The organism is Pseudactinotalea sp. Z1748 (genome assembly GCF_049725185.1).
Classification (GTDB): Bacteria; Actinomycetota; Actinomycetes; order Actinomycetales; family Beutenbergiaceae; genus CALKWS01.
The window spans coordinates 441,858-461,682 of the sequence record NZ_JBMPQB010000002.1 but is presented as its reverse complement, the minus strand read 5'-3'; the positions used below and the strand labels follow the sequence as shown (position 1 = coordinate 461,682).

The window sequence follows — 19,825 nt, the reverse complement described above, 5'->3', positions numbered from 1 at the left end:
GGCGATCCACCTGCGGTTCCGGGGGTGCCAGATGTCATCCCAGGGACCGGTGCGATCTCATCCTCAAGGGGGACGCCGGAACAAAGTGCTGGCCCCTAATGTGAAGGCGCTGGCATCATCCACCTCGCCCGCCGCATCAACCTACGGGGAACGCACCATGATCGAGGCACGCGGCCTCACCAAGAGGTACGGCAGGAAAGTCGCCGTCGACGATATCTCCTTCACCGTCCATCCGGGGCGGGTCACCGGGTTCCTGGGTCCCAACGGTGCGGGCAAGTCCACCACGATGCGGATGATCGTGGGGCTGGACCATCCGACCAGCGGCCAGGTGACCGTTGACGGCAAGCGCTACGCCAAGCACACCGCCCCACTCGGCCAAGTCGGGGCGCTCCTGGAGGCCCGCGCGGTGCACACCTCCCGCACCGGTTACCACCACCTGCGCACCATTGCGGCCACCCACGGCATCCCGCACTCCCGGGTGACCGACGTGATCGAACTGACCGGGCTGGGCTCGGTGGCGCACAAGCGGGTGGGGGGGTTCTCCCTGGGGATGGGCCAGCGATTGGGGATCGCCGCAGCGTTGCTCGGTGACCCGCGCACGCTGATCCTGGACGAACCGGTCAACGGCCTGGACCCCGAGGGCGTGCGTTGGGTCCGGACGATGATGCGCACCCTTGCCGATCAGGGCCGCACCGTCTTCCTGTCCTCGCACCTGATGAGCGAGATGGCGATCACCGCCGATGACCTGATCATCATCGGCCGCGGCCGGATCGTCGCCTCCGGTCCCCTGCAGGAGGTGATCGACTCGGTCACCGGCACCTCGGTGCGGGTGCGTGCTCCCCGGTCCGGTGACCTGGCTGAGCGGCTCAACCGCGCCGGCGCCTCGGTCGCGCAGGAGGGGCCCGGCGTGCTGGAGGTCGACGGGCTCAGTGCCGAGGAGATCGGGGAGATCGCGGCCGGAGCCGGGTTGGTGCTGCACGAACTCTCCCCCCGCAACGCCAGCCTGGAGGACGCCTACCTCAAGCTCACCGCCGACGAGGTGGAGTATCACTCCGGTGGGCAGCCGATCGAAGCGCAGGCGGGGGCGGCATGAGCCCCGACATCAAGGGAACCGACCGGCCCGAGGCAGCCGATCAACGGAGTGCGGGGCACAACCCCGGCCGTCAGCACCTGGCGGTGCGTCCGACCAGCATGTGGCGCACGATCCGGTCGGAGTGGCTGAAGTTCTGGACGTTGCCCTCCTCGATCTGGATCATCGCGGTCACGATCGTGGTGATGGTGGGCCTGTCCGCCCTGATGGCTTGGGGCTTCACGTTCGATCCGACCGGCCCGGGCGGACCGGCGGACGGCGGCGACGGGGCCGACGTGACCATGGAGGGCGGGGAGGACTTCTCGCTGACTTCGCTCGGCCTGGTGGCGATCAGTTTCAGTTACGGCGTGGGGCAGATCGTGCTGGCGGTGCTCGGGGTGATGGTGGCCACGAGTGAGTACGCGACCGGGCAGATCCGGTCGACCCTGACCGCTGTGCCCACCCGCCTGCCGGTGCTGGTGGCCAAGGTGGCGATCGTGATCCTGGTGGGCCTGACCCTGGGAGCCCTGGCCGTGGCGCTGTCCTGGTTGGCCACCACCCCGATCCTGGAGCCGCACGGAATGCAACTGGACGTCTCCGAGGAGGGTGCCTGGCGCACCCTGTTCGGGGTGCCGCTGTACCTGAGCGCCATCGCGTTGTTCAGCCTGGGGATCGGGTTCCTGCTGCGGCATACCGCCGGGGCGATCGCAGCCGTGCTGGGCATCCTGCTGGTGCTGCCGATCGTGGGCATGATCCAGATCGACTGGCTCCAGGACCTGGCGCTCTACCTGCCGGCCAGTGCCGGTGAACGCCTGGTGATGGGCGCACCCGATGACGTGCTGACCGAGTGGCAGGGCTTCGCCGTCCTGTGCGGCTACGTAGTCGTTGCCCTGGTGCTCGCCGGGGTGCTGCTGCGCCGCCGGGACGCCTGAGGGCCCTACCGGTGTTCAGTTCAGGCGTCGGCTGAAGTGGTGGCCGACGATGTCCATCCCGGCACGCAGGTAGAATCGGTGCGCCCGGTGGCGCTGGACACCGGAATCCAACTCGATCCGGGTACAGCCCGCGTCCCTGGCCCGCTCGGTCAGTGCGTTCAACAGGATCGCGCCGTACCCGCGGGACCGCTTCCCGGTGGCGGTGGCTAGATCGTCCACATAGAACTTCCGGATCGCGCTGGTGTTGGCGATGATCCGCCAACCCGCCACCGCCACACAGCGGTCCTGGTGGAACAACGCGGTGAACCGGAGACCCTGCCCCTCTCCCTCGGCCCGCACCTGATCGAGGAGCTCGGCGGTCAGGTGCGGGCGCAATTCCTGCAGGACGGCGAGAATGTCCGGCCAGGTGGCATCGCCCGGCTCGAGGTCCACCAGGTGCGGGCTCTCGTTCGGGTCGGGAGAGGTCACGTCGAGTTGAGACACCCGGCCGATTCTAACGTTGCCACGCCGGCAGAAACATGCCGTAACAACTGTGCGGGTCAGCCACGGGCCCTCCGCAGGGTGGCACAGATAGCCCCCGTGGCATGACGATGTGACATATCGGCACCATCTCGGGGACACTGGAGTTTCGAAACGGTCCGAGCCCGCCCGGGACGGCTATGCCCAGCGTCTCACCAGCAGCACCGCCAGGTGGCGTGCCAGGAGCGGCGACCGGTCACGATCTGCACGAGATAGGGACAACGAGACGATGACGGAACAGCAGCGGCAAGGGACGATCGGCGTGCGGGACGCCGGACCCGAGGACGCCGAGTTCCTGATCGATATGTTGCTCGAAGCGGTGAACTGGACCGGCGAGGAACGGATGAAGCGGCGCCAGTTGCTGCGCGACAAGACCCTGTCCCACTATGTGGCCGGCTGGCAGCGCGCCGGGGATCTCGGTGTGATCGCGGTGGACACCGGCGGGCCCGCCGGGCTGCAGATTCCCATCGGTGCGGCCTGGCTGCGTCGGTTCGACTCCCACCACCCCGGGTACGGCTACGTCGCCGACGACGTGCCCGAACTGAGCATCGGGGTAGCGCAGCAGCACCGGCGCCGGGGCATCGGCTCAGGCCTGCTGCGCACGCTGTTCGCCCGCGCCGAGGCCGCCGGGATCCGGCGAATCAGTGTCAGTGTGGAGGACGGGAACCCCTCAGCGTCGCTGTTCGCCGCGGCCGGGTTCACCATCGTGGGCCGCAACGGGAACGCTGACACCATGGTGCTGGACCTCTCGGCGGCCGACGCCTGAACCCGGGCGTCACCCCCACCGGCAGCCGGCTACGCCGTCGCGAAGTAGACGACCTCGGTGGACCCGGCTCGGGCGAGTTTCACCTCGAAGCGGCCGATCACCATGCCCGAGGCGTTGATCAGGTAGACCACGTGCGCCGATCCCTCGGTCGCTTGCGGCAGGGCGACGACGAAGGTGGACTCGGAGGATCCGACCACCGAGGCGAGCACGTCCAGGGCGACCGCGTCGGTGTTCGCCCCGCCACTGAGTTGCGCCACCGCATCGAAGTCGCGTCCTTCGACCAACTCCACGTACCGGCGCACCGCCCCCAGCGGCGAGCGCAGCCCGGATCCGGAGTCCAACCCCCGAACCGACCCGCTGCTGAGCACCTCGGCGACGCTGTCCAGTTCCTCTCCACGCCAGCCGACCGCGAAGGTGACGGTCTGCTCGTGGGTCGGGCCCTGCCGGACCGCACGCTGGTGCCAGACGGTGGTGGCCACGATCAGCCGCCCGTCGACGTCCCCGAGGACCTCGACGTCGCGGACCTCGAACTCCACCTCGGTGACGCGTCCCGGGGTGGTGGCCGCCGCTGCGGTGCGGGCCAGTTCGGTCCCGGTGGCCAGGGCGAACCTGGTGGCCTGATCCCCCAGCCCGACCGCATCTCTGAGTTCGGCTGCGGCCTGCGCCGGGGTGGCGTCGCTGGAGATGTACTGCGCTGCCCCGGGGCCGCTGACGAGGAAGTGTTCGTACAACTCATTCAGGAGCACCTCGAAGGTGCGCGCCTGGGACTGCACCTGCGCGTCGGGCGCTTGAGTGGGCTCGGGCACCGTGACCGGCGCGGGCGGTGTGCATGCCGCGAGTACTACCGCCAGCACCACAGCAACACTCCACCGCACGTGCCGCACCAGCCACCCCCTAGGATCAGATCGTCAGTTCGTCTCTTGACGGCACAAGACTAGGCCTCAGCGGCCGATGATGGGAGTTCGGGGGTCACCGCGTGGCGAAGTCGAAGCAGCCCGCGCCTGAAATCGAGGGCTACACCTACGTGCGCACCATCGGCCGTGGCGGCTTCTCCGACGTCTTCCTGTACACCCAGCACATGCCCCACCGTGAGGTGGCGATCAAGGTCTTGCGCACCGACGCGTTGACCGACTCACTGCGCCGCCAGTTCGCCGCTGAGGCCAACCTGATGGCGCGGCTGTCCAACCACATCAACATCGCCTCCATCTACGACGCCGATATCGATGACGAAGGTGAACCGTACCTGGTGATGGAGTACTGCTCCGGGGGCTCGCTGGGTGACACCTACCGGCACTACCCGATGTCGGTGCAGGACGTGCTGAGGATCGGGGTGCGGCTCAGCGGTGCGCTCGAGGCGGCGCACCGGGCCGGGATCGTGCACCGCGACATCAAACCGGGCAACATCCTGCTCACCGAGTACGGGGTGCCGGTGCTGTCGGACTTCGGGATCTCCACCATCGACGAGGAGTTCCCCGAGGCCACCATGGCCCGCGCCCGGGTGTACTCCTACGAGTCCTCCGGCACCGACGCCGACTCCGACGCCGCGATCGGTCTCAGCCTGCCCTGGGCGGCACCGGAGACCCTGGGAGACCCGCCCGTCTCCGACACCCGCTCGGACCGGTACTCCCTGGCCGCCACCTTGTACTCGCTGCTGGAGGGACGTTCCCCCCACGAGATTCCCGGCGGCCCGAACAGTGCCTCGCACCTGACCGGTCGCATCCAGTCCGGCTTCGTGGCAGCGACGCAGCGACCCGACCTGCCGGACTCTCTGGTGGCCGTGCTGCGTAGGGCGATGTCCTTCGATCGTGCCGCACGCTATCCGGACTCCTATGCGTTCGGCCAGGCGCTGCGGGAGATCCAGCGCGAACTGGGCCACGACCTCACCCCGCTGGACCTACCCCGTGGCCACGAACCGGCGGCCACGCCGCCGGACCCCGCCCGCAAGGTCGCGCCGCCGAACCCGGCCGATGTGGTGAGCCTGCCCGCTGGGCACCCCACGCTGGTGCCGCCGGAGCAGGCACCACCCCCACCCCGCGCCGGCGCGCACACACCAGCACCGGCACCGGTCCCCTCGCCACCACCGGCCCGTACCTCCGCGCAGGCGACGGCCTCGACGGCACTACCGGCGAATGCTACGCCCGGCGGACGCCACCGTCGTCGCCGCCTCCCGGCCGTGCTGGCCGGTGCCGCCGTGATCCTGGCGCTTGTGATCACCGGCGGGATCTGGCTGCTGAACCGGCCCGCAACCTATGAGGGTCCCGCGGTGGAGCACCTGACGGTGACCGAGGACGGCGGCCGGATCCAGGTGGCCATCCCGCAAGATCTGGCCCCGCCGGAGGAGGTGCAGACGCGGGTGGTGCGTCACGGCTTGGGACCGGCGGTGGAGGAGGGAGCGGTGGTGTCCCTCTCCCTGGGCCACACCTCCTGGATCCCCGGCTACGAGGTGAGCCTGGACCCGGATGCCAGCGAGGAACGCCATCGCAACGTCACCTTGTCCGCAGCCGAGATCGAGGAACTCCTCGGGGAGGCGGTGGTGGGCCGCAGCGTGGACAGCGTGCTCCTGGTGGCCGCTCCACGTGGATACTTCCCCGACGAGGCACCGGACCTGCGGATCGACTATCCGTATAGCCAGTTGGCCGCCCTCCGAATCACCGGTTCCCGCTGAGCCTCACGCCGCCGGGACCCTTTGGTGCCGGCTCGTCCCGTCCGCCCACACCTGCTCCACCTGCAACCCGGTATCCAGCAGCACCGCGTCGGCGGCGTAACCGGGAGCAAGGGAGCCGAACCGGTCCGCCAGGCCCAGCGTCCGCGCCGGGGTACTGGTGGCAGCCTGGATCGCATCGGGCAGCGGGATCCCGATGCGCACCGCCTGGCGGACAGCGGCGTCCATGGTCAGCGTGGAGCCGGCGATCGAGCCGGTGGAATCCAGGCGCGGCACCCCATCGGTGACGGTCACGGCCTGCCCGCCGAGTTCGTAGGCACCGTCGGCACAACCGGCGGCCGCCATCGCGTCGGTCACGTAGGCGATCCGACCAGGGGCCATCTCATGCAGGAGGCGTACCACCCGGGGGTGCACGTGCACGCCGTCGTTGATCACCTCACAGGTGACGCCGTCCCGTTCGGTGGCCGCCAGCACCGGCCCAGGGGCACGGTGGTGGATCGGGGCCATCGCGTTGAAGGCATGGGTCAGGATGGACGCCCCGGCCTCGAAGGCGGCACCGGCCTGGTCGTAGTCGACCGCTGAGTGCCCCACCGCGACCCGCACCCCGGCCCGGAGCAGTTGTTCGATCGCGCCGTGCGCGCCGGTCAACTCGGGTGCGATCGTGACCTGGGCCAGGTAACCGTCGGCTGCGGTCAGCATGGCTTCGATATCGGCCTCGGTGGGCTCCCGGAGAAGGGCCTGGTCATGAGCACCGCGGTGCGCTGGACTCAACCAGGGACCCTCCAGGTGGATCCCCAGGACCAGCGGGTCGGCGGCGCAGACCTGCCGGGCGCCCGACACCTGGTCGCGCAGATCGGGGATGGCAGCGGTGACCGTCGACAGCACCGACCGGGTGGTGCCGTGGCTACGGTGAAAGCCCAGGCCCTGATCGATCGCCTCGGTTCCGCCGGCGAAGGCGCCGCCGGCGCCACCGTGGCAGTGGAGGTCGATGAACCCGGGGATCAGCAGCCCGGTGCCGTGCACCACCTGGGCAGCATCCGGTGCGGCGCCGGTACCGACGGCGGTGATCCCGGCGCCGGTGAAGGCCACCCAGCCATCGGTGTGCTCAGCACCATCGGTGATCATCCTCGGTGCGCGCAGCACCACGTCGGCAGCCGGATGAGTCATGACCGTCAACCTACACCGAGGCAGGGACCGGTCCGAGTGCCCGGTAGCGGTGCAGGTACTCGCCGGCTCAGGGATCCGCGCTGGTGCACACTCCCCGGTGGGGCAGGTCGGTGCGCGCGGCGATCAGCGCGGCGCCCTCCAGCGACGTACCCTGCGGCGCGACCCACTCCAGCGTGAATGAAGCCCCCTCCTGAGCCCGCCGACTCAGGTCGGCGCGGAACCGCTCGGGCCAGGCGGAGAGGCCACCGATCATGCAGCACCGCACCACGGCGCCAGGCGCTGAGCCCGCACCCCGCCCGCCCCTGGAGGCCCGGACGCCGCCGGGCGTCGCACCACCGGCGGGCGTCGTGGCCCGTGCGGCGGCCCGCACCGTGGCCCCCAGCGCTTCGGTGGCGCGGGCCAGGATCTGTGTGGCGACCCCATCACCGCCCCGGGCACCGACAAGCACCTGGGGCGCGAAGGACGCCAGCACCGGAATGGCTGCGGTGGCATCGCCGAGCCGGGCGGGCAGGGTGCGCAGGTCACCGAACTCCTCCTCGGCGACCGCCCGCAGCGCCGTGTGCGGCCCGCGGCCGTCCAGTACCCGGCAGGCGGCCATCAGGCCCTCTCGCCCGATCCACCAGCCGCTGCCCTCATCCCCGAGGGTCTGCCCCCAGCCGTCCACCTGAACCAGGCCTCCCCCGCCGTCGAAGGTGATCGCCACCGACCCGGTGCCCACCGCCAGCACCACCCCGTTCGCGCCGCCGAGGGCGCCGGCGTGAGAGGTGACCGAGTCCGAGGTCACCAACGCCCGTGCCGCGAAGCGGTCGGCGAGCATCCGGGCTACCTCCGCGGCCGCGCGCGGTGCGGCTGCAACGCCGGCTGCGCCCAGGCACACCGCCTCCACCCCGGTGTCGGGGACCTCACCGGCGGCCAGCGCCCCCTCGATCGCCGCCATCGCCGAGGCCGGACCCTCGGGGTGGGACATGCCCAGGGCACCGCTGCCCCGCCCCAGCCACTGCTGGGCCGCGTTCTCGCGGCGAAGTACGCGGCATCCGGTCTTACCGAGGTCGATCGCCAGGACGGTCACACACCACGTGTAGTCCATCGGGGTCCGGTGCCGCAAGCCTCATCGGCCCGGCCTCCGGGCTGGTCAGACGGTCGGCGTCGCGGTCGTGAGGTCCCGGGCTCGCCGACGCTCATTGGCACCGGCGCGCAGGTGGGCCCGGGCGAAGTCCAGCGCGGCGGCAAGGTCGGCGCGCACGTGCTCAGCGCTGGGTGCCTTGCGGGTCTGGACCTCCACCACCACGTCACCGGACCAGCCGGTGCCGGCCAGTTCCCGCAGCACCTGGGCGCAGGGCTGGGTTCCGCGACCAGGAACCAGGTGCTGGTCCATGATCGAGGGCACACCGTCGGCCAGGTGCAGGTGGCTGACCCGGTCGCCGATGCGGCGCAGCAGTTCGAGCCCGTCCTGTCGGGCGACCGCGGCGTGGGACAGGTCCAGCGTGATGTTCTCGTAGTCGCGGTCGGTGGGATCCCATCCGGGTAGGTAGGCGTTCACCTTCCGGCCTCTGACCTGCCAGGGGAACATGTTCTCCACCGCGACCCGAAGGCCGGTCGCGGTGGTCAGTTCATGCACGTGCTCGGCGAATCCGTGGGCGTAACGTCGCTGCCACCGGAACGGGGGATGCACCACCACGGTGGAAGCACCGACCTCCAGGGCCAGGTCCACCGACCGTTCCAGTTTCGGCCCGGGCAGCCTTCCCCAGACGTTCTGGCTGAGCACCAGGGAGGGGGCGTGGATGCTGGTCACCGGAACGCCGTACTGGGCGGACAGGTCCTGCAGCGCCCGGGCGTTCTGGGAGGACCGGTCGGACCAGACCATCACCTCCACGCCGTCGTAGCCGAGTTCGGCCGCGGCCTGGAAGGCGTGTGGGGCGCGGGAGGGGTACACCGCGCTGGTGGACAGGGCCACCCGGATCTCCTCGTTCCCGGCGGACGGTGCTGCCTGTCCGCTGTCGAGCCCGGCCCGTCGTCCGGCGTCCTTCGGTTCACGCATGATTGCCACGGTAACCCGTGCGGACTAAAATCGATAACCGGGGCCCGGCGATCGGACCCGCGGACGAGGGAGCAGTACCCGCACCACGACAAGACTGACTCATGGAGGTGTCAGTCATGGCGTGGACGATCCTGGTGCTCTCCGGCGCACTCGAGGCGGTGTGGGCCGCAGCCCTGTCGGCATCGGACGGATTCCGCAAGTGGCGGCCCACCGTCCTGTTCGCGGTATCGATGACGGTCAGCATGGCCGGCTTGGCGTATGCCATGGTGTCCCTGCCCACCGGGACCGCCTATGCCGTGTGGGTGGGAATCGGGGCGAGTTTGACCGTGATCTGGTCGTTCGCCACCGGTCAGGAACGCGCGAGCCGGTGGCGCATCCTCATGCTCGTGCTTTTGGTGGCCTGTGTGGTGGGCCTGCGGGTGGTGAGCTGAGATGGCATGGTTCATCCTGCTCATCAGCGCGGTCTTCGAAGCGGTCTGGGCCACGTCCCTGGGCATGTCCGAGGGGTTCACCCGCGCCGGTCCCACGGTCGCGTTCCTCATCACCCTGACCATCAGCATGATCGGCCTGGGGTGGGCCGCGAAGACGATCCCGATCGGGACGGCGTACGCGGTGTGGACCGGGGTGGGCGCTGCGCTCACCGTGATCTACGCGATGCTCACCGGCACCGAACCTGTGTCGGCGATCCGGATCGTGCTCATCGCAGGGATCATCCTCGCCGTCGTCGGCCTGAACCTTGCTCCGTCGGTCCCGCCGACGCCCGTCGGCGAGGAGCAGGTGCCGAAAAGTGCGCGGCCACCCGTAGCGAACCGACCCGGGGACCTTGTTGGTCCCCACATTCACGCAACGACACGACGTGCCCCCGCCGGGACTCGAACCCGGACTGAACCGATTTTAAGTCGGCTGCCTCTGCCGATTGGGCTACGGGGGCCGGCCAGTGAGCGCACCCCTCAACGATAGAGCCCCCGGCGTCGCCGACGGACCCGATGCGGGCCACCGAGCCCGGCTCAGGAACCCGGCGCGCTCCGCACACTCGCCGCAGCCTGCAGGAACTCCTCCCGCGGCGTCTGCAACCGGCCCAGGGCCACGATGTCACGCCGGAACAACAGCGCCATGGTCCAGTCCAGCACGATCCGCACCTTCCGGTTCACCGTCGGCATCGCCGACATGTGGTACGTCCGGTGCATGAACCAGGCCAGCGGCCCCCGGAACTTCAGGCCCAGCACCTCGGCCACCCCCTTATACAGGCCCAGCGAGGCCACGGTGCCCAGGTCTCGGTGGTTGTAATCCTCCAGTGGCTCCTGGGCGAGCAGTTGGGTCATGTTCTTGCCCAGATGGGTGGCCTGACGGATGGCGTGCTGGGCCGTGGGGGCACAGGTGGTGATCCCCGGAGCGGACAGGTCCGGCACCGCGGCGCAGTCGCCGGCGGCCCAGGCACCCTCGACCACCTGACCGTCCGCGTCGCACACCTGCAGCGTGGGCAGGGCACGCACCCGGCCGTTCTCGGTCAGGGGCAGGTCGGTCTGGGCCAGAACTGGGTTCGCCTTGACCCCGGCGGTCCAGACCAGGGTGTCGCTCTCGAACGCGGTGCCGTCGGAGAGCACGATGTGTCCGTCCACGCAGGATTCCAGGAAGGTGTTCAGGCGCACGTCGATGTTGCGCTTGCGCAACTGCTCCAGCGCGTATCGGCCCAGGTCCGCACCCACCTCGGGCAGGATCCGGCTGGTGCCCTCCACCAGGACGAACCGCAGATCGTCCGGGCTGATGGAGTCGTAGTAGCGGCAGGCCTCCCTCGCCATGTCCTCCACCTCACCGATGGCCTCGGACCCGGCGAACCCGCCACCGACGAAGGTGAAGGTGAGCATCCGCTGCCGGGCCTGCTCGTCCCAGATCGAATCGGCCTGATCCATCATGGTCACCACGTGGTTGCGTAGCGAGATCGCCTCCTCGATCTGCTTGAACCCGATACCGGACTCGGCCAGCCCCGGTATCGGCAGCACCCGCGCGACCGCCCCGAGCGCAACGACCACGTGGTCGTATCCCACGGTGTAGGCATCGCCGCGCGCCGGCGTGATGGTGGCGCGACGAGCGGCGTGGTCCAGGGAGTGCACCCGGCCGGTCAGGATCGTGGTGCCGCGCAGGAGCCGGCGGTGCGAGGCCACGACGTGGCGCGGCTCGAGCGATCCGGCGGCGGCCTCGGGCAGGAACGGTTGGTAGGTCATGTACGGTCGCGGGTCGACCACCGCGATCGCCACCTCGCGCCTGCCCATGCGCTTGCGTATCTGCCGGGCGGCGTGCAGGCCGACGTAGCCTCCCCCCAGGATCAGCACGCGGGGCACCTTGCGGGGAGATCGAGCCGTGGCGGCGGACATAGCCCCACGATAGGGCAGGGCAGCACCGCTGTCGTGGGTCCCCGGGGCAGTCGGCGAACGCTACCGGCTCGGTGCCGGCCCGCAGGCGGCGATGGCCTCATCCAGCATGGGCTCGGTCAGGCGGCCGGTGAAGGTGTTCTGCTGCGACACGTGATACGAGCCGACGACGGCGACGGTCGGCTGCGTCGTGGACGCTCCCGTCGCCGGGGGTGCTACGTGCGTCTTCGCGCCGTGACCGAAGGCCGGGCGGGGCCGGGGCACCTGCCAACCCAGGGCGGATAACGCGGCGAAGGTGGCGGTCCACGCGATCTGGCCGAGGGCGAGGATGCCGGTGACAGTGGGGGTGACCAACTCGATCTCCCGGCGCAGCCAGTGCGCGCAGGTGGCCCGCTCGGCGGGGGTGGGGGCATTGTCCGGGGGTGCGCAGCGCACCGCGGCCACGATCCGGGCGCCGGTCAGTTCCAGCCCGTCGCCGGCATGTTCGCTGGTGGGCTGGTTGGCGTACCCGGCCCGGTACAGCGCGCCGATGATCCAGTCCCCGGAGCGATCGCCGGTGAAGAGGCGTCCGGTGCGGTTGGCGCCATGGGCGGCCGGTGCGAGACCGACGATCAGCAAGCGGGGGCGCTGGTCCCCCAGACCCGGCCCGGGCCGGCCCCAGTAGGGCTGATCGGCGTACGCCCGGCGCCGGGTACGTGCGACCAGTTCGCGCCAGTCCACCAGGCGCGGGCAGGCGCGGCAGGTGCTGGAACGGGCGTCGAGCTGGTCCAGGGTGCGGGTAGAGGAGGCCAGGGCGGCCACCTGCTCACCATCGCGGGCCCGGCGGGTGCGCGGGCGTGCGGGATCCTCCGGCCACCCGGCGCCGGGCGGTACCGGGGAGGGGAACGGGTCGCCGGTGATCGGGTGCGGGAGCACGCTCATTGCTCCGGCGTCGTTGACAGCGGCGACACCGGCTCTGCGCGGCGCACGATGGTCACGACGTCTCGGGTTCGGTGACGTCGGCGATCCGGGCGCGCAGGTGGGCCAGGAGTTCATCGGCGGCGACGGTGGCGGCCACACCTGGTCCGCCGGCCCCGATAGAAACCCTCCGGCCGGTGAGGGTGGCGTCGGCGATCACGGGCAGGGCCCGTGCGGATCCGAACGGGGTGATCGACCCGCGCGGATACCCGGTCACCTCCAGCGCCGCCTGCGCATCCGGCATGGACAACCTGCTCACCCCCAGCAGGGCGCGCAGTTTCGGCCAGGAGATCGTCCGCAACCCGGGCACCAGCACGAACAGGTAGTCCCCCTTACCGCGGCGCACCACCATCGTCTTGACCACGTCCGCCGGCTCCACACCGCGTGCCCGCGCTGCCTCCGCGAGGGAACCCACCGGTCCGTGCCGGGTGACTTCGTGCGCCAGGCCGGAGGCCATGAGGGCTCGCACGCCCGGTTCGTCCCGGGTCTCGTTGGAATCGGACACGAGCCCCACCCTACGCCCGCGGCCGGTCACGGTCCGGTGCCCGGCGGTGGCGGCGGCAGATAGGCACGGGCCGGTCGGGTGCGCGGGGGAAAAAGTTCGCTCGTGCCGACGTCCTGCGGCAACATCAGCCCATGCCCACGCGCGATGTGCAGCCCGGGGCCACCTGCGCCGAGTGCGGTGGCGGTGGCGCGCCGGGGTGCAGGGAGTTGTTCGATCGACTGCTCGCTCTGGACCACTCCCGGGCCGAGCCGTGGGGGCCGCTGCACGCAGTGGCGGTGGCCTGCTATCGGCTACAGCACCCCTCGGCGCTCCCCGCCGGCGACGAACGCTGGTTGCTCCCCTTGCTGCGCGCCTACCTCGATGGTGGTCCGGAGGGGCTGAACCACTGGGTCGACGGCGCGCGGCGCGCCTCCGCCCACGGGCACCACGCCCGGCCCACGGCACGGGTTGCGCCCACGTCCGGATCACGGCCCCGGGCCGGCAACCCGGCCGACTTCGAGACCACCCTGACCGATGTCGCCGTCAACGGCACCTTCCCCGCATCCGGCTACCGCGATCGGGTGCGCGCATGGGCGCGGGCCACGCTGGCCGCCTGGAACGGTTAGGGCGACCGGCCGCTCCGCGGTTCCCCCGGATGGACCTCTGCCCGGGTGCCGGAGGGCCGGCACCACCATGACGCGACCGGAGCGTCTCAATGCTTGAAGTGGACGAAGACCCGGCCGAAGTTCTTGGAGTCCTTCTCCACCCGGTGGTAGCGGGCTTTGATGTCCTTGCGGTTGAGGAAGCGGAGCACGCGCTTCTTCAGTTGCCCACTGCCCTTGCCGGGGATGATCTCCACCGTCCTGGTGCGGGTGCGCTCAGCCTCATCGATGATCTCCTCCAGGGCACGGTCGATCTGCCGGCCGGAGTTGTAAAGGTCGTGCAGGTCCAGTTTGAGCGCCATCGCCCCTCCTCCCGTCTGGTTTCATCTCCAGGATGCCACGCCCGGGCGGCATGGGATCTGAGCCAGTCGGTCCCGGAAGGGCAAGTCTTGACAGAATTGTCGGCATCGACCGACCATACGGTCATGACCGACCATACGAGCGACCCCGACCACGCTGGTCTCCCCGACTACGCATTGCCCGATGCCCTGGAATTCTCCCGTCCGGAGCAGTACCGCGCGCTGTTCGAGGACACCCGGCTGCAGATCATCAGTGCCCTGAGCGAGCGCGCCGCCACGACGTCCGAGTTGGCCGAGATGCTCGAGAAACCCAAGGGGACCATCGGCCACCATCTGAAGGTGCTCACCGACGCCGGACTGGTGCACGTGGTGCGCACCAAGAAGGTCCGCGCCCTGGAAGCGAAGTACTACGGCCGCACCGCGCGGGTGTTCTGGTACCACCGCATCGCCGAGGGCGCCGGGGCGGACGAACGCGCCATCGGCACCGCGGCCACCGAACTCGCCCAAGTGCCGGCCCAGCAACGCCACGAGGTATTCGCGAACATCCGCTACGCCCGCATCCCCACCGAACGCGCCGAGGCCTTCAGCAATCGCCTGCAGGACTTGCTCCTCGAGTTCGCCGACGAACCCCGGGCGGGCCAGACCACGTACGCCCTGGCCGCTGCGCTCTACCCCACCACCCGCCGCCCGCTCACGGACGACAGCGCCGCGGGCGGCACGCAGGAGCGTGCTGGTACGCCCACGAGCACCGCGGACGCGGGGTAGCACTCATGGCGGATCCCGGCCCCGATCACCTCACCCAGACTCCCCAGACCACGCTGCGCCTGGGGGCCAACTACTGGAACTCTTCTCCGCCTCGGCCATGACCAACCTGGGTGATGGGTTGATGTCGATCGCGGTGGTCTGGCTCGCCTCGGCCCTGACCCGGGACCCGTTGTGGATCACCTTCGTGGGCCTGGCCTCGCGGCTGCCCTGGCTGTTGTTCTCACTGCCGGCCGGGGTCATCACCGACCGGTTCGACCGCCGCCTCATCGTGGCGACCATGGACGTGGCGAGGTTCGTCGTCGTCGCCGTTTTCGCCGTCGTCCTGCTCCAGCATCAGGACGGACTGCCGACCCCGGCCGAACTGGCCGCCGGCGCCCCCGAACCGGCGCAGTCCACCCTGTTGCTGGCCGGTCTGATTCTCATGGCGCTCGTGCTCGGGTTCGCCGAGGTCCTGCGGGACAACACCGCCCAGACCCTGCTGCCCTCGATCGTGGACAAACGGCTGCTGGAGAAGGCCAACGGGCGGATGTGGGGTGCGGAGACGGCCCTGAACAACTTCGTCGGACCACCGCTGGCGGGGTTTCTGGTGGCGATCGCCATCGCCATCCCGTTCGGGGCCAACGCGGTGTTCCTGGCCATGAGCGCGGTGCTGATCTTCTCGCTGAAGGGCACCTTCAGGCCCCGTGGGGCAGCCGCGGAGCGCAGCAAACGGATCAACTGGCGCGCAGAGATCGGCGAGGGTTTCGGGTGGTTGTGGCGACATCCGGTGCTGCGCGCCCTGGCGCTGTTGTTGGGGGCGAGCAACCTGGCCGGCGCGATCGCCACCGCACTGTTCGTGCTCTTCGCCCAGGATGTCCTGGGCCTCTTCGAGGGCTGGCAGTTCGGGCTCCTACTCACCGGCATCGCCACCGGCGCCATCGCCGGTTCCCTGGTGGCCGAGCGCATCGCGGCCGCACTGACCGAGGGACGTTCGCTGCTGTCGGCGATGATGACCTTCGGCGTCGGTTACACCGCTATCGGGCTGCTGTCCTCCGGCCTGGCCGTGTGGGCGGTCTCGGTGCTGATCGGATTCGCGATCGTGCTGTGGAACGTCATCACCGTCTCGCTGCGCCAGCGCATCATCCCCGACCACCTACTCGGCCGCGTCAACTCGGTCTACCGGTTCTTCGGCTGGGGCACCATCTCCCTGGGCGTGTTGGCCAGCGGCATGCTGGTCACCTGGTTGGAACCCGGGCTGGGCAGGGAGTGGGCGCTGCGCACTCCGTTCCTGGCCGCGGGAGCGCTCAGCGCGCTGCTGCTTCCCTATGCCTGGGCGCGCGTGAACACCTCCGCGATCGAGGCCGCCAAGGCCGCGGCGGAAACCGGTGACCACGCCTGAGGGTGCTCTCAGGCCAGCGACAGGGCGATGCCGTCCAGGATGTCGTGCTCGCTGGTCACCACCGGCTCCAGCACGCCGCCTGCCTGGGCCACCCGCTGCGCAACCCGGTCCAGCACCCGGTCCCACACCAGCGCCCCGGCGCCGATGACGTCCACCCGTCCTGGGTGCATGTAGGGAAGGCGTGCGCGCTGCTCGCGGGTCATGCGCAGCAGTTCATCGCAAGCCTGCCGGATCTCGGGTAGGGACAGGCGGGCGCCGTTGATCCGGTCGCGGTCGTACTCCGGCAGCTCCAGGGCATGCGCGGTGACTGTGGTGATGGAACCGGCCACGCCGACCACCGAGCGCACCCGGCTCAACTCAACGTGCTGCTCGGCCTCATCGAGCGCCGCGTCGATATCGGTGCCGGCCGCCTCGATCTGCGCACGGGTGGGCGGATCGGAGTGCAGGTGCCGCTCGCTCATGCGCACGCAACCCACGTCCATCGAGGCGTCCTCCTGCTGCGTGTGGCCGCTGCCGCTGACCAGTTCGGTGGAACCACCGCCGATGTCCACCACCAGCCGGGCCCCGGCTTTGCCGGCCGGTTCCGGGCCGTCGTCGAGCACACTGATCGCCCCGGCAAAGGACAGGTGCGCCTCCTGCGCGCCGCTGATGATCTCCACCTCCACCCCCAGGCGCTGGTGCACACCGGTGAAGAATGCCTCCCGGTTGGACGCATCCCGGCTCGCCGAGGTGGCCACGAACCGGATCGCCTGCACCTGGTGCTGCTCGCACAACCGGGCATACCTGGACGTGGCCTCCAGGGTCCGTTGCAGCGCCTCCGGGTCGAAGCGCCCGGTGCGGTCCACCCCCTGACCCAGGCGGACCACCTCCATCAGACGCGTGACCTCGTGCAGGCCGGACCCGTCGTCGTCGATGTCGGCGATGAGCAGGCGGATGGAGTTGGTTCCACAATCGATGGCTGCGACGCGTTTCACCCGGACAGCCTGCCAGATCGTCAGCATGCCTTCACGCCGGGGCTTCCACCGGCCCGTGGACACCCCAGCGGTACCGCAGTGGTGGCGCGGCTCAGCAGTGGCAGCGCTGCGGGCTCCACACGTCGGCGAGCAGGTCCAGCGCCTCGTCGCCCAGCGGGTTCACCCCCGGTCCCTCGGCGAGGGAGTGCGCCACCAGGACGTGCAGGCATTTGACCCGGGTGGGCATGCCGCCGGCGCTGATCCCCTCGATCTGGGGAACATCGCCGAGTTCAGCGCGCCTGCGCAGGTACTGCTCGTGGGCGCGGGCATAGGCGGCGGCCAGATCGGCATCGGTGGCCAGGCGCTCCGTCATCTCTTTCATCACGCCCTGACTCTCCAGGGTGGAGGTGGCCGCCACGGCGGCGGGGTGGGTCAGGTAGTACATCGTGGGGAAGGGGGTGCCGTCCTCCAGCCGGGGTGCCGTACGCACCACCAGGGGCCGGCCACACACACAGCGGGCAGCGACCGCGACCACGCCGCGCGGGGCACGGCCCAACTGCTCGGCCAGCGTCGCCAAGTCGGCTTCGGTCGCCGGCTCGTTCACTCCTCGCCAACCTCACCGGCCACCCGCAACGAGTCGGTCACGGTGATGTACCAGGGCCCCACCTGGGGCATCAGCACCGGGCCGTCAGCGTCCGGATCGGACTCCACCTCTTCGCCGGTCACGACCTCGGGGTCGACCACCAGGTAGGCGGTCTCCCCCGGGTGGACGAACCCGAGTCGCTCGCGGGCCTGGGCCTGCACGTAGGCGGGGTCCTCCCATCGGTCCACGGTGCGCTGCAACTGGATGTTGCGTTCCTCGGTGGCTTCGATCTGGGCCACCAGGGTGCGCTGCTGCTCGGCCTGGGTGACGTAGGCGCGCAGCGTGGGCGTCACCACGATGAAGGCCATCAGCACCACCAGGAACAGCACCAGGGTACGCACCGTGATCTGTCGCGGCGGCGGTTCGGGATCGACGACGGCCGCTCGTCCGGCGCCGCGCTGGGGGGCCCGGGCGGTCTTGCCCGGACTGGGCCGCGGCCGGGACCCGGAGGTGCCGCTATGGCCCCGACCGCCCCTGGTGGCGGGGTCGGCTCCGCCGCGCTGCTTCGACGCCGGGGCGCGCGACGGCGCACGAGGGGTGGTCGGGCGGCGGGCACTCACCACAACATCGTCACGCACCCACCGGACAAATCCCGTGAGCCGCCGGTGGAGTGTCGCCCGGTTGCCGCGGTGAGAGCATGAGGCCCGGCCGAGTTCGATCCGGCGCCGGGGCCGCGCTTCACACTCGACCGAGGCCCCCTAGTCATCCCGCTCCCCGCCCGGGTACTGGAATACCTGGCCGAGGTCCACGCCCAGGGCCTGGGCGATCTGGAACGCCATCTCCAGCGACGGAGAGTACTTACCCTGCTCGATCGCGATGATGGTCTGGCGAGTGACGCCGACGACGGCAGCCAGTTCTGCCTGGGTCATCTCATCGCGGGCGAACCGCAGCGCGCGGATGCGGTTGGTCACCCTGGTCGGTTTGACCACCTCGCTACAACCCCTGCCGGTAAGCGAAGAGTTTCACCACCGAGTTCATCGCCGCGTGCAGGACGAAACTCAGGTAGAGGGCATTGGCGATCCAGAAGTGGGGCCACTCGGCCAGGGCCATCACCAGTGCCGCCAGCGCACCGGCCACCACCAGGCCCCAGGAACGGATCACTCCGAGGCGGTCGATGTCGCGGTCCCGGCTGTCCGCCTGGTAGGTCTCGCTCGGGCGAACGATCTCCACGAGCACCCGGAGCACCACGGTGGCGATCACCGCGACCCCGACGGCCACGAGCAGCGGCACCTGGTAAGCGGTGGCGGTGATCGGGGTCTGCGCCCGGCCGAGCACCGTCGCCACATAACCGGCGAACACGGCCAGGGTCACCACGAGATAGACCCACGTGCCCTTCTCCTCGTACGACAGTTCGGTGCCCTCCCGTTCCTGCGACGTGCCTAGGCTACCGTCGCGACCTGCGCGCCGGTCCCCGCTCCAGGGCGCACGCCCTTGACCAGGAGGTAGCCCAGGATCCAGAACTCACCGGCCGTCGCGGGAAGGGTCAGGATCGTGCCGATCACCGAGTGATCGGGCAGCAACAGCCCGGAGGCGGTACTGAGCACGTAGCCGCTACCGCCGGCGATGAGCATCCAGCCGAGCGGGGCGGGCATCCATCGGGATCGCAGCACCAGCCAGCCCATCGGGATGAGCCAGAGCCCGAAGAACAGGCCGCAGGCGGCCCACAATCCCTCCGAGGTCGCGTAGAGCAGTTGGACCGCGGCGGCGGCATCGTCCCCAAGCGCGCCCGGCCGGTCCCCCGCCACCCCCACGGCGGTGGCCAGCAGCGCGCTGCTGGCCAGGATGACGACGGCGTTGACCATGCCGAACACAGCGATCGCACCGGCCGCGAGGCTGCTGACACCGCGGAAGAGCCGGTAGAACATCAGGGCAGTGAGGGCCTGGGTGAGCGCGATCCCCAGTTCCATCACGACACCCAGCCGGGCGAGGCCCTCCGAGGCAGTGAGGTTGGCCAGGGTGGCGGCTCCGTCGCCCTCGACGAAGATCTGGGATCTGATCAGCATGAAGCCGGCAACGCCGGTCACGACGAGCCCCAGGTAGGACAGCCCGGTCAGCCGGGCCGTGCGGACAGTGGACGCCATCGTCGCTCCTCGGTGTTGGCCCGACCGGTCGCCGGATCACGCGTCGTCGGGCAGAAGGAGCGTATAGTAAACCTTACATAG

The 19,825-nt window shown here is 70.2% G+C and carries 23 protein-coding genes, 1 tRNA gene, 1 pseudogene and 1 riboswitch; of the genes and pseudogenes, 9 read left to right on the top strand and 16 right to left on the bottom strand.

The genetic code is table 11. The features are described from left to right. Positions 1-157 precede the first annotated feature (157 nt). Positions 158-1,093, top strand: coding sequence for an ABC transporter ATP-binding protein (locus ACO0LU_RS06460; protein ID WP_424790579.1), 936 nt, complete (start codon positions 158-160; stop codon positions 1,091-1,093). Further along, complete coding sequence (locus tag ACO0LU_RS06455) at positions 1,090-2,001, top strand: ABC transporter permease (RefSeq protein ID WP_424790578.1); 912 nt, start codon at positions 1,090-1,092, stop codon at positions 1,999-2,001. Before ACO0LU_RS06460 ends, ACO0LU_RS06455 begins: the two co-directional genes overlap by 4 nt. A gap of 15 nt (positions 2,002-2,016) precedes the next feature. Here the strand turns inward: ACO0LU_RS06455 and ACO0LU_RS06450 are convergent, their stop codons facing one another. After that, entirely contained in the window at positions 2,017-2,484 is a 468-nt protein-coding gene (locus ACO0LU_RS06450) for a GNAT family N-acetyltransferase (protein WP_424790577.1), read from the bottom strand. Between the two features lie 265 nt (positions 2,485-2,749). On the opposite strand from ACO0LU_RS06450, the gene ACO0LU_RS06445 reads away from it, so the two are divergent. Next, entirely contained in the window at positions 2,750-3,286 is a 537-nt protein-coding gene (locus tag ACO0LU_RS06445; RefSeq protein ID WP_424790576.1) for an N-acetyltransferase family protein, read from the top strand. A gap of 29 nt (positions 3,287-3,315) precedes the next feature. On the opposite strand, the gene ACO0LU_RS06440 is transcribed toward ACO0LU_RS06445, so the two are convergent. Continuing rightward, complete coding sequence (locus tag ACO0LU_RS06440; protein WP_424790575.1) at positions 3,316-4,161, bottom strand: hypothetical protein; 846 nt, start codon at positions 4,159-4,161, stop codon at positions 3,316-3,318. Between the two features lie 101 nt (positions 4,162-4,262). On the opposite strand from ACO0LU_RS06440, the gene ACO0LU_RS06435 reads away from it, so the two are divergent. After that, on the top strand, positions 4,263-5,951 hold the full coding sequence (locus ACO0LU_RS06435; RefSeq protein WP_424790574.1) for a serine/threonine-protein kinase: 1,689 nt from the start codon (positions 4,263-4,265) through the stop codon (positions 5,949-5,951). Between the two features lie 3 nt (positions 5,952-5,954). Here ACO0LU_RS06435 and nagA read toward each other — a convergent pair whose 3' ends face one another. The 3 genes from nagA to ACO0LU_RS06420 form a co-directional block, all read right to left on the bottom strand. Continuing rightward, positions 5,955-7,115, bottom strand: coding sequence for an N-acetylglucosamine-6-phosphate deacetylase (gene nagA, locus ACO0LU_RS06430; RefSeq protein WP_424790573.1), 1,161 nt, complete (start codon positions 7,113-7,115; stop codon positions 5,955-5,957). A gap of 67 nt (positions 7,116-7,182) precedes the next feature. Then, on the bottom strand, positions 7,183-8,184 hold the full coding sequence (locus ACO0LU_RS06425; RefSeq protein WP_424790572.1) for an N-acetylglucosamine kinase: 1,002 nt from the start codon (positions 8,182-8,184) through the stop codon (positions 7,183-7,185). 63 nt (positions 8,185-8,247) lie between these two features. Continuing rightward, positions 8,248-9,153, bottom strand: coding sequence for a sugar phosphate isomerase/epimerase family protein (locus ACO0LU_RS06420; RefSeq protein WP_424790571.1), 906 nt, complete (start codon positions 9,151-9,153; stop codon positions 8,248-8,250). Positions 9,154-9,190: 37 nt separating this feature from the next. Next, positions 9,191-9,257: riboswitch (guanidine-III (ykkC-III) riboswitch) on the top strand. A gap of 12 nt (positions 9,258-9,269) precedes the next feature. Here ACO0LU_RS06420 and ACO0LU_RS06415 point away from each other — a divergent pair. Together ACO0LU_RS06415 and ACO0LU_RS06410 are read left to right on the top strand one after the other, a co-directional pair. Further along, positions 9,270-9,584, top strand: coding sequence for a DMT family transporter (locus ACO0LU_RS06415; RefSeq protein WP_424790570.1), 315 nt, complete (start codon positions 9,270-9,272; stop codon positions 9,582-9,584). Position 9,585: 1 nt separating this feature from the next. Continuing rightward, positions 9,586-9,846: pseudogene (locus ACO0LU_RS06410) on the top strand (DMT family transporter); the annotation flags it as partial. A 164-nt stretch (positions 9,847-10,010) separates the two neighbouring features. On the opposite strand, the gene ACO0LU_RS06405 reads toward ACO0LU_RS06410, so the two are convergent. The 4 genes from ACO0LU_RS06405 to ACO0LU_RS06390 form a co-directional block, all read right to left on the bottom strand. Next, positions 10,011-10,084: transfer RNA gene (locus ACO0LU_RS06405), tRNA-Leu, on the bottom strand. A gap of 76 nt (positions 10,085-10,160) precedes the next feature. Next, positions 10,161-11,525 carry an NAD(P)/FAD-dependent oxidoreductase gene (locus tag ACO0LU_RS06400; RefSeq protein ID WP_424790569.1) on the bottom strand — a complete coding sequence of 455 codons (1,365 nt, stop codon included), beginning with the start codon at positions 11,523-11,525 and terminating at the stop codon, positions 10,161-10,163. Positions 11,526-11,585: 60 nt separating this feature from the next. Beyond that, a complete protein-coding gene (locus tag ACO0LU_RS06395) occupies positions 11,586-12,443 on the bottom strand; it encodes a uracil-DNA glycosylase (protein WP_424790568.1) in 858 nt (285 codons plus the stop codon). A gap of 52 nt (positions 12,444-12,495) precedes the next feature. Beyond that, entirely contained in the window at positions 12,496-12,936 is a 441-nt protein-coding gene (locus ACO0LU_RS06390) for an aminoacyl-tRNA deacylase (protein WP_424790750.1), read from the bottom strand. Positions 12,937-13,115: 179 nt separating this feature from the next. Here ACO0LU_RS06390 and ACO0LU_RS06385 point away from each other — a divergent pair, with 179 nt between their 5' ends. Further along, positions 13,116-13,589 carry a DUF5946 family protein gene (locus tag ACO0LU_RS06385; RefSeq protein ID WP_424790567.1) on the top strand — a complete coding sequence of 158 codons (474 nt, stop codon included), beginning with the start codon at positions 13,116-13,118 and terminating at the stop codon, positions 13,587-13,589. 86 nt (positions 13,590-13,675) lie between these two features. On the opposite strand, the gene ACO0LU_RS06380 is transcribed toward ACO0LU_RS06385, so the two are convergent. Further along, positions 13,676-13,927, bottom strand: coding sequence for a Smr/MutS family protein (locus ACO0LU_RS06380; protein ID WP_424790566.1), 252 nt, complete (start codon positions 13,925-13,927; stop codon positions 13,676-13,678). A 123-nt stretch (positions 13,928-14,050) separates the two neighbouring features. Between ACO0LU_RS06380 and ACO0LU_RS06375 the strand changes: the two genes are divergently transcribed. Next, positions 14,051-14,689 carry an ArsR/SmtB family transcription factor gene (locus ACO0LU_RS06375; protein ID WP_424790565.1) on the top strand — a complete coding sequence of 213 codons (639 nt, stop codon included), beginning with the start codon at positions 14,051-14,053 and terminating at the stop codon, positions 14,687-14,689. Further along, positions 14,652-16,067 carry an MFS transporter gene (locus ACO0LU_RS06370; RefSeq protein WP_424790564.1) on the top strand — a complete coding sequence of 472 codons (1,416 nt, stop codon included), beginning with the start codon at positions 14,652-14,654 and terminating at the stop codon, positions 16,065-16,067. The genes ACO0LU_RS06375 and ACO0LU_RS06370 overlap by 38 nt, the downstream gene beginning before the upstream one ends. Before the next feature lie 8 nt (positions 16,068-16,075). Here ACO0LU_RS06370 and ACO0LU_RS06365 read toward each other — a convergent pair whose 3' ends face one another. The 6 genes from ACO0LU_RS06365 to ACO0LU_RS06340 all read right to left on the bottom strand — a co-directional run bounded on the left by ACO0LU_RS06365 (position 16,076) and on the right by ACO0LU_RS06340 (position 19,744). Then, positions 16,076-17,041, bottom strand: coding sequence for an exopolyphosphatase (locus tag ACO0LU_RS06365; RefSeq protein WP_424790563.1), 966 nt, complete (start codon positions 17,039-17,041; stop codon positions 16,076-16,078). Between the two features lie 91 nt (positions 17,042-17,132). After that, a complete protein-coding gene (locus ACO0LU_RS06360) occupies positions 17,133-17,624 on the bottom strand; it encodes a DUF501 domain-containing protein (RefSeq protein WP_424790562.1) in 492 nt (163 codons plus the stop codon). Beyond that, positions 17,621-18,223, bottom strand: coding sequence for an FtsB family cell division protein (locus ACO0LU_RS06355; RefSeq protein WP_424790561.1), 603 nt, complete (start codon positions 18,221-18,223; stop codon positions 17,621-17,623). Before ACO0LU_RS06355 ends, ACO0LU_RS06360 begins: the two co-directional genes overlap by 4 nt. A gap of 138 nt (positions 18,224-18,361) precedes the next feature. Further along, complete coding sequence (locus tag ACO0LU_RS06350) at positions 18,362-18,592, bottom strand: helix-turn-helix transcriptional regulator (RefSeq protein WP_424790560.1); 231 nt, start codon at positions 18,590-18,592, stop codon at positions 18,362-18,364. A 4-nt stretch (positions 18,593-18,596) separates the two neighbouring features. After that, positions 18,597-18,977, bottom strand: coding sequence for a hypothetical protein (locus tag ACO0LU_RS06345; protein WP_424790559.1), 381 nt, complete (start codon positions 18,975-18,977; stop codon positions 18,597-18,599). Between the two features lie 65 nt (positions 18,978-19,042). Continuing rightward, positions 19,043-19,744, bottom strand: coding sequence for a DUF4386 domain-containing protein (locus ACO0LU_RS06340; RefSeq protein ID WP_424790558.1), 702 nt, complete (start codon positions 19,742-19,744; stop codon positions 19,043-19,045). Positions 19,745-19,825: the final 81 nt, after the last annotated feature.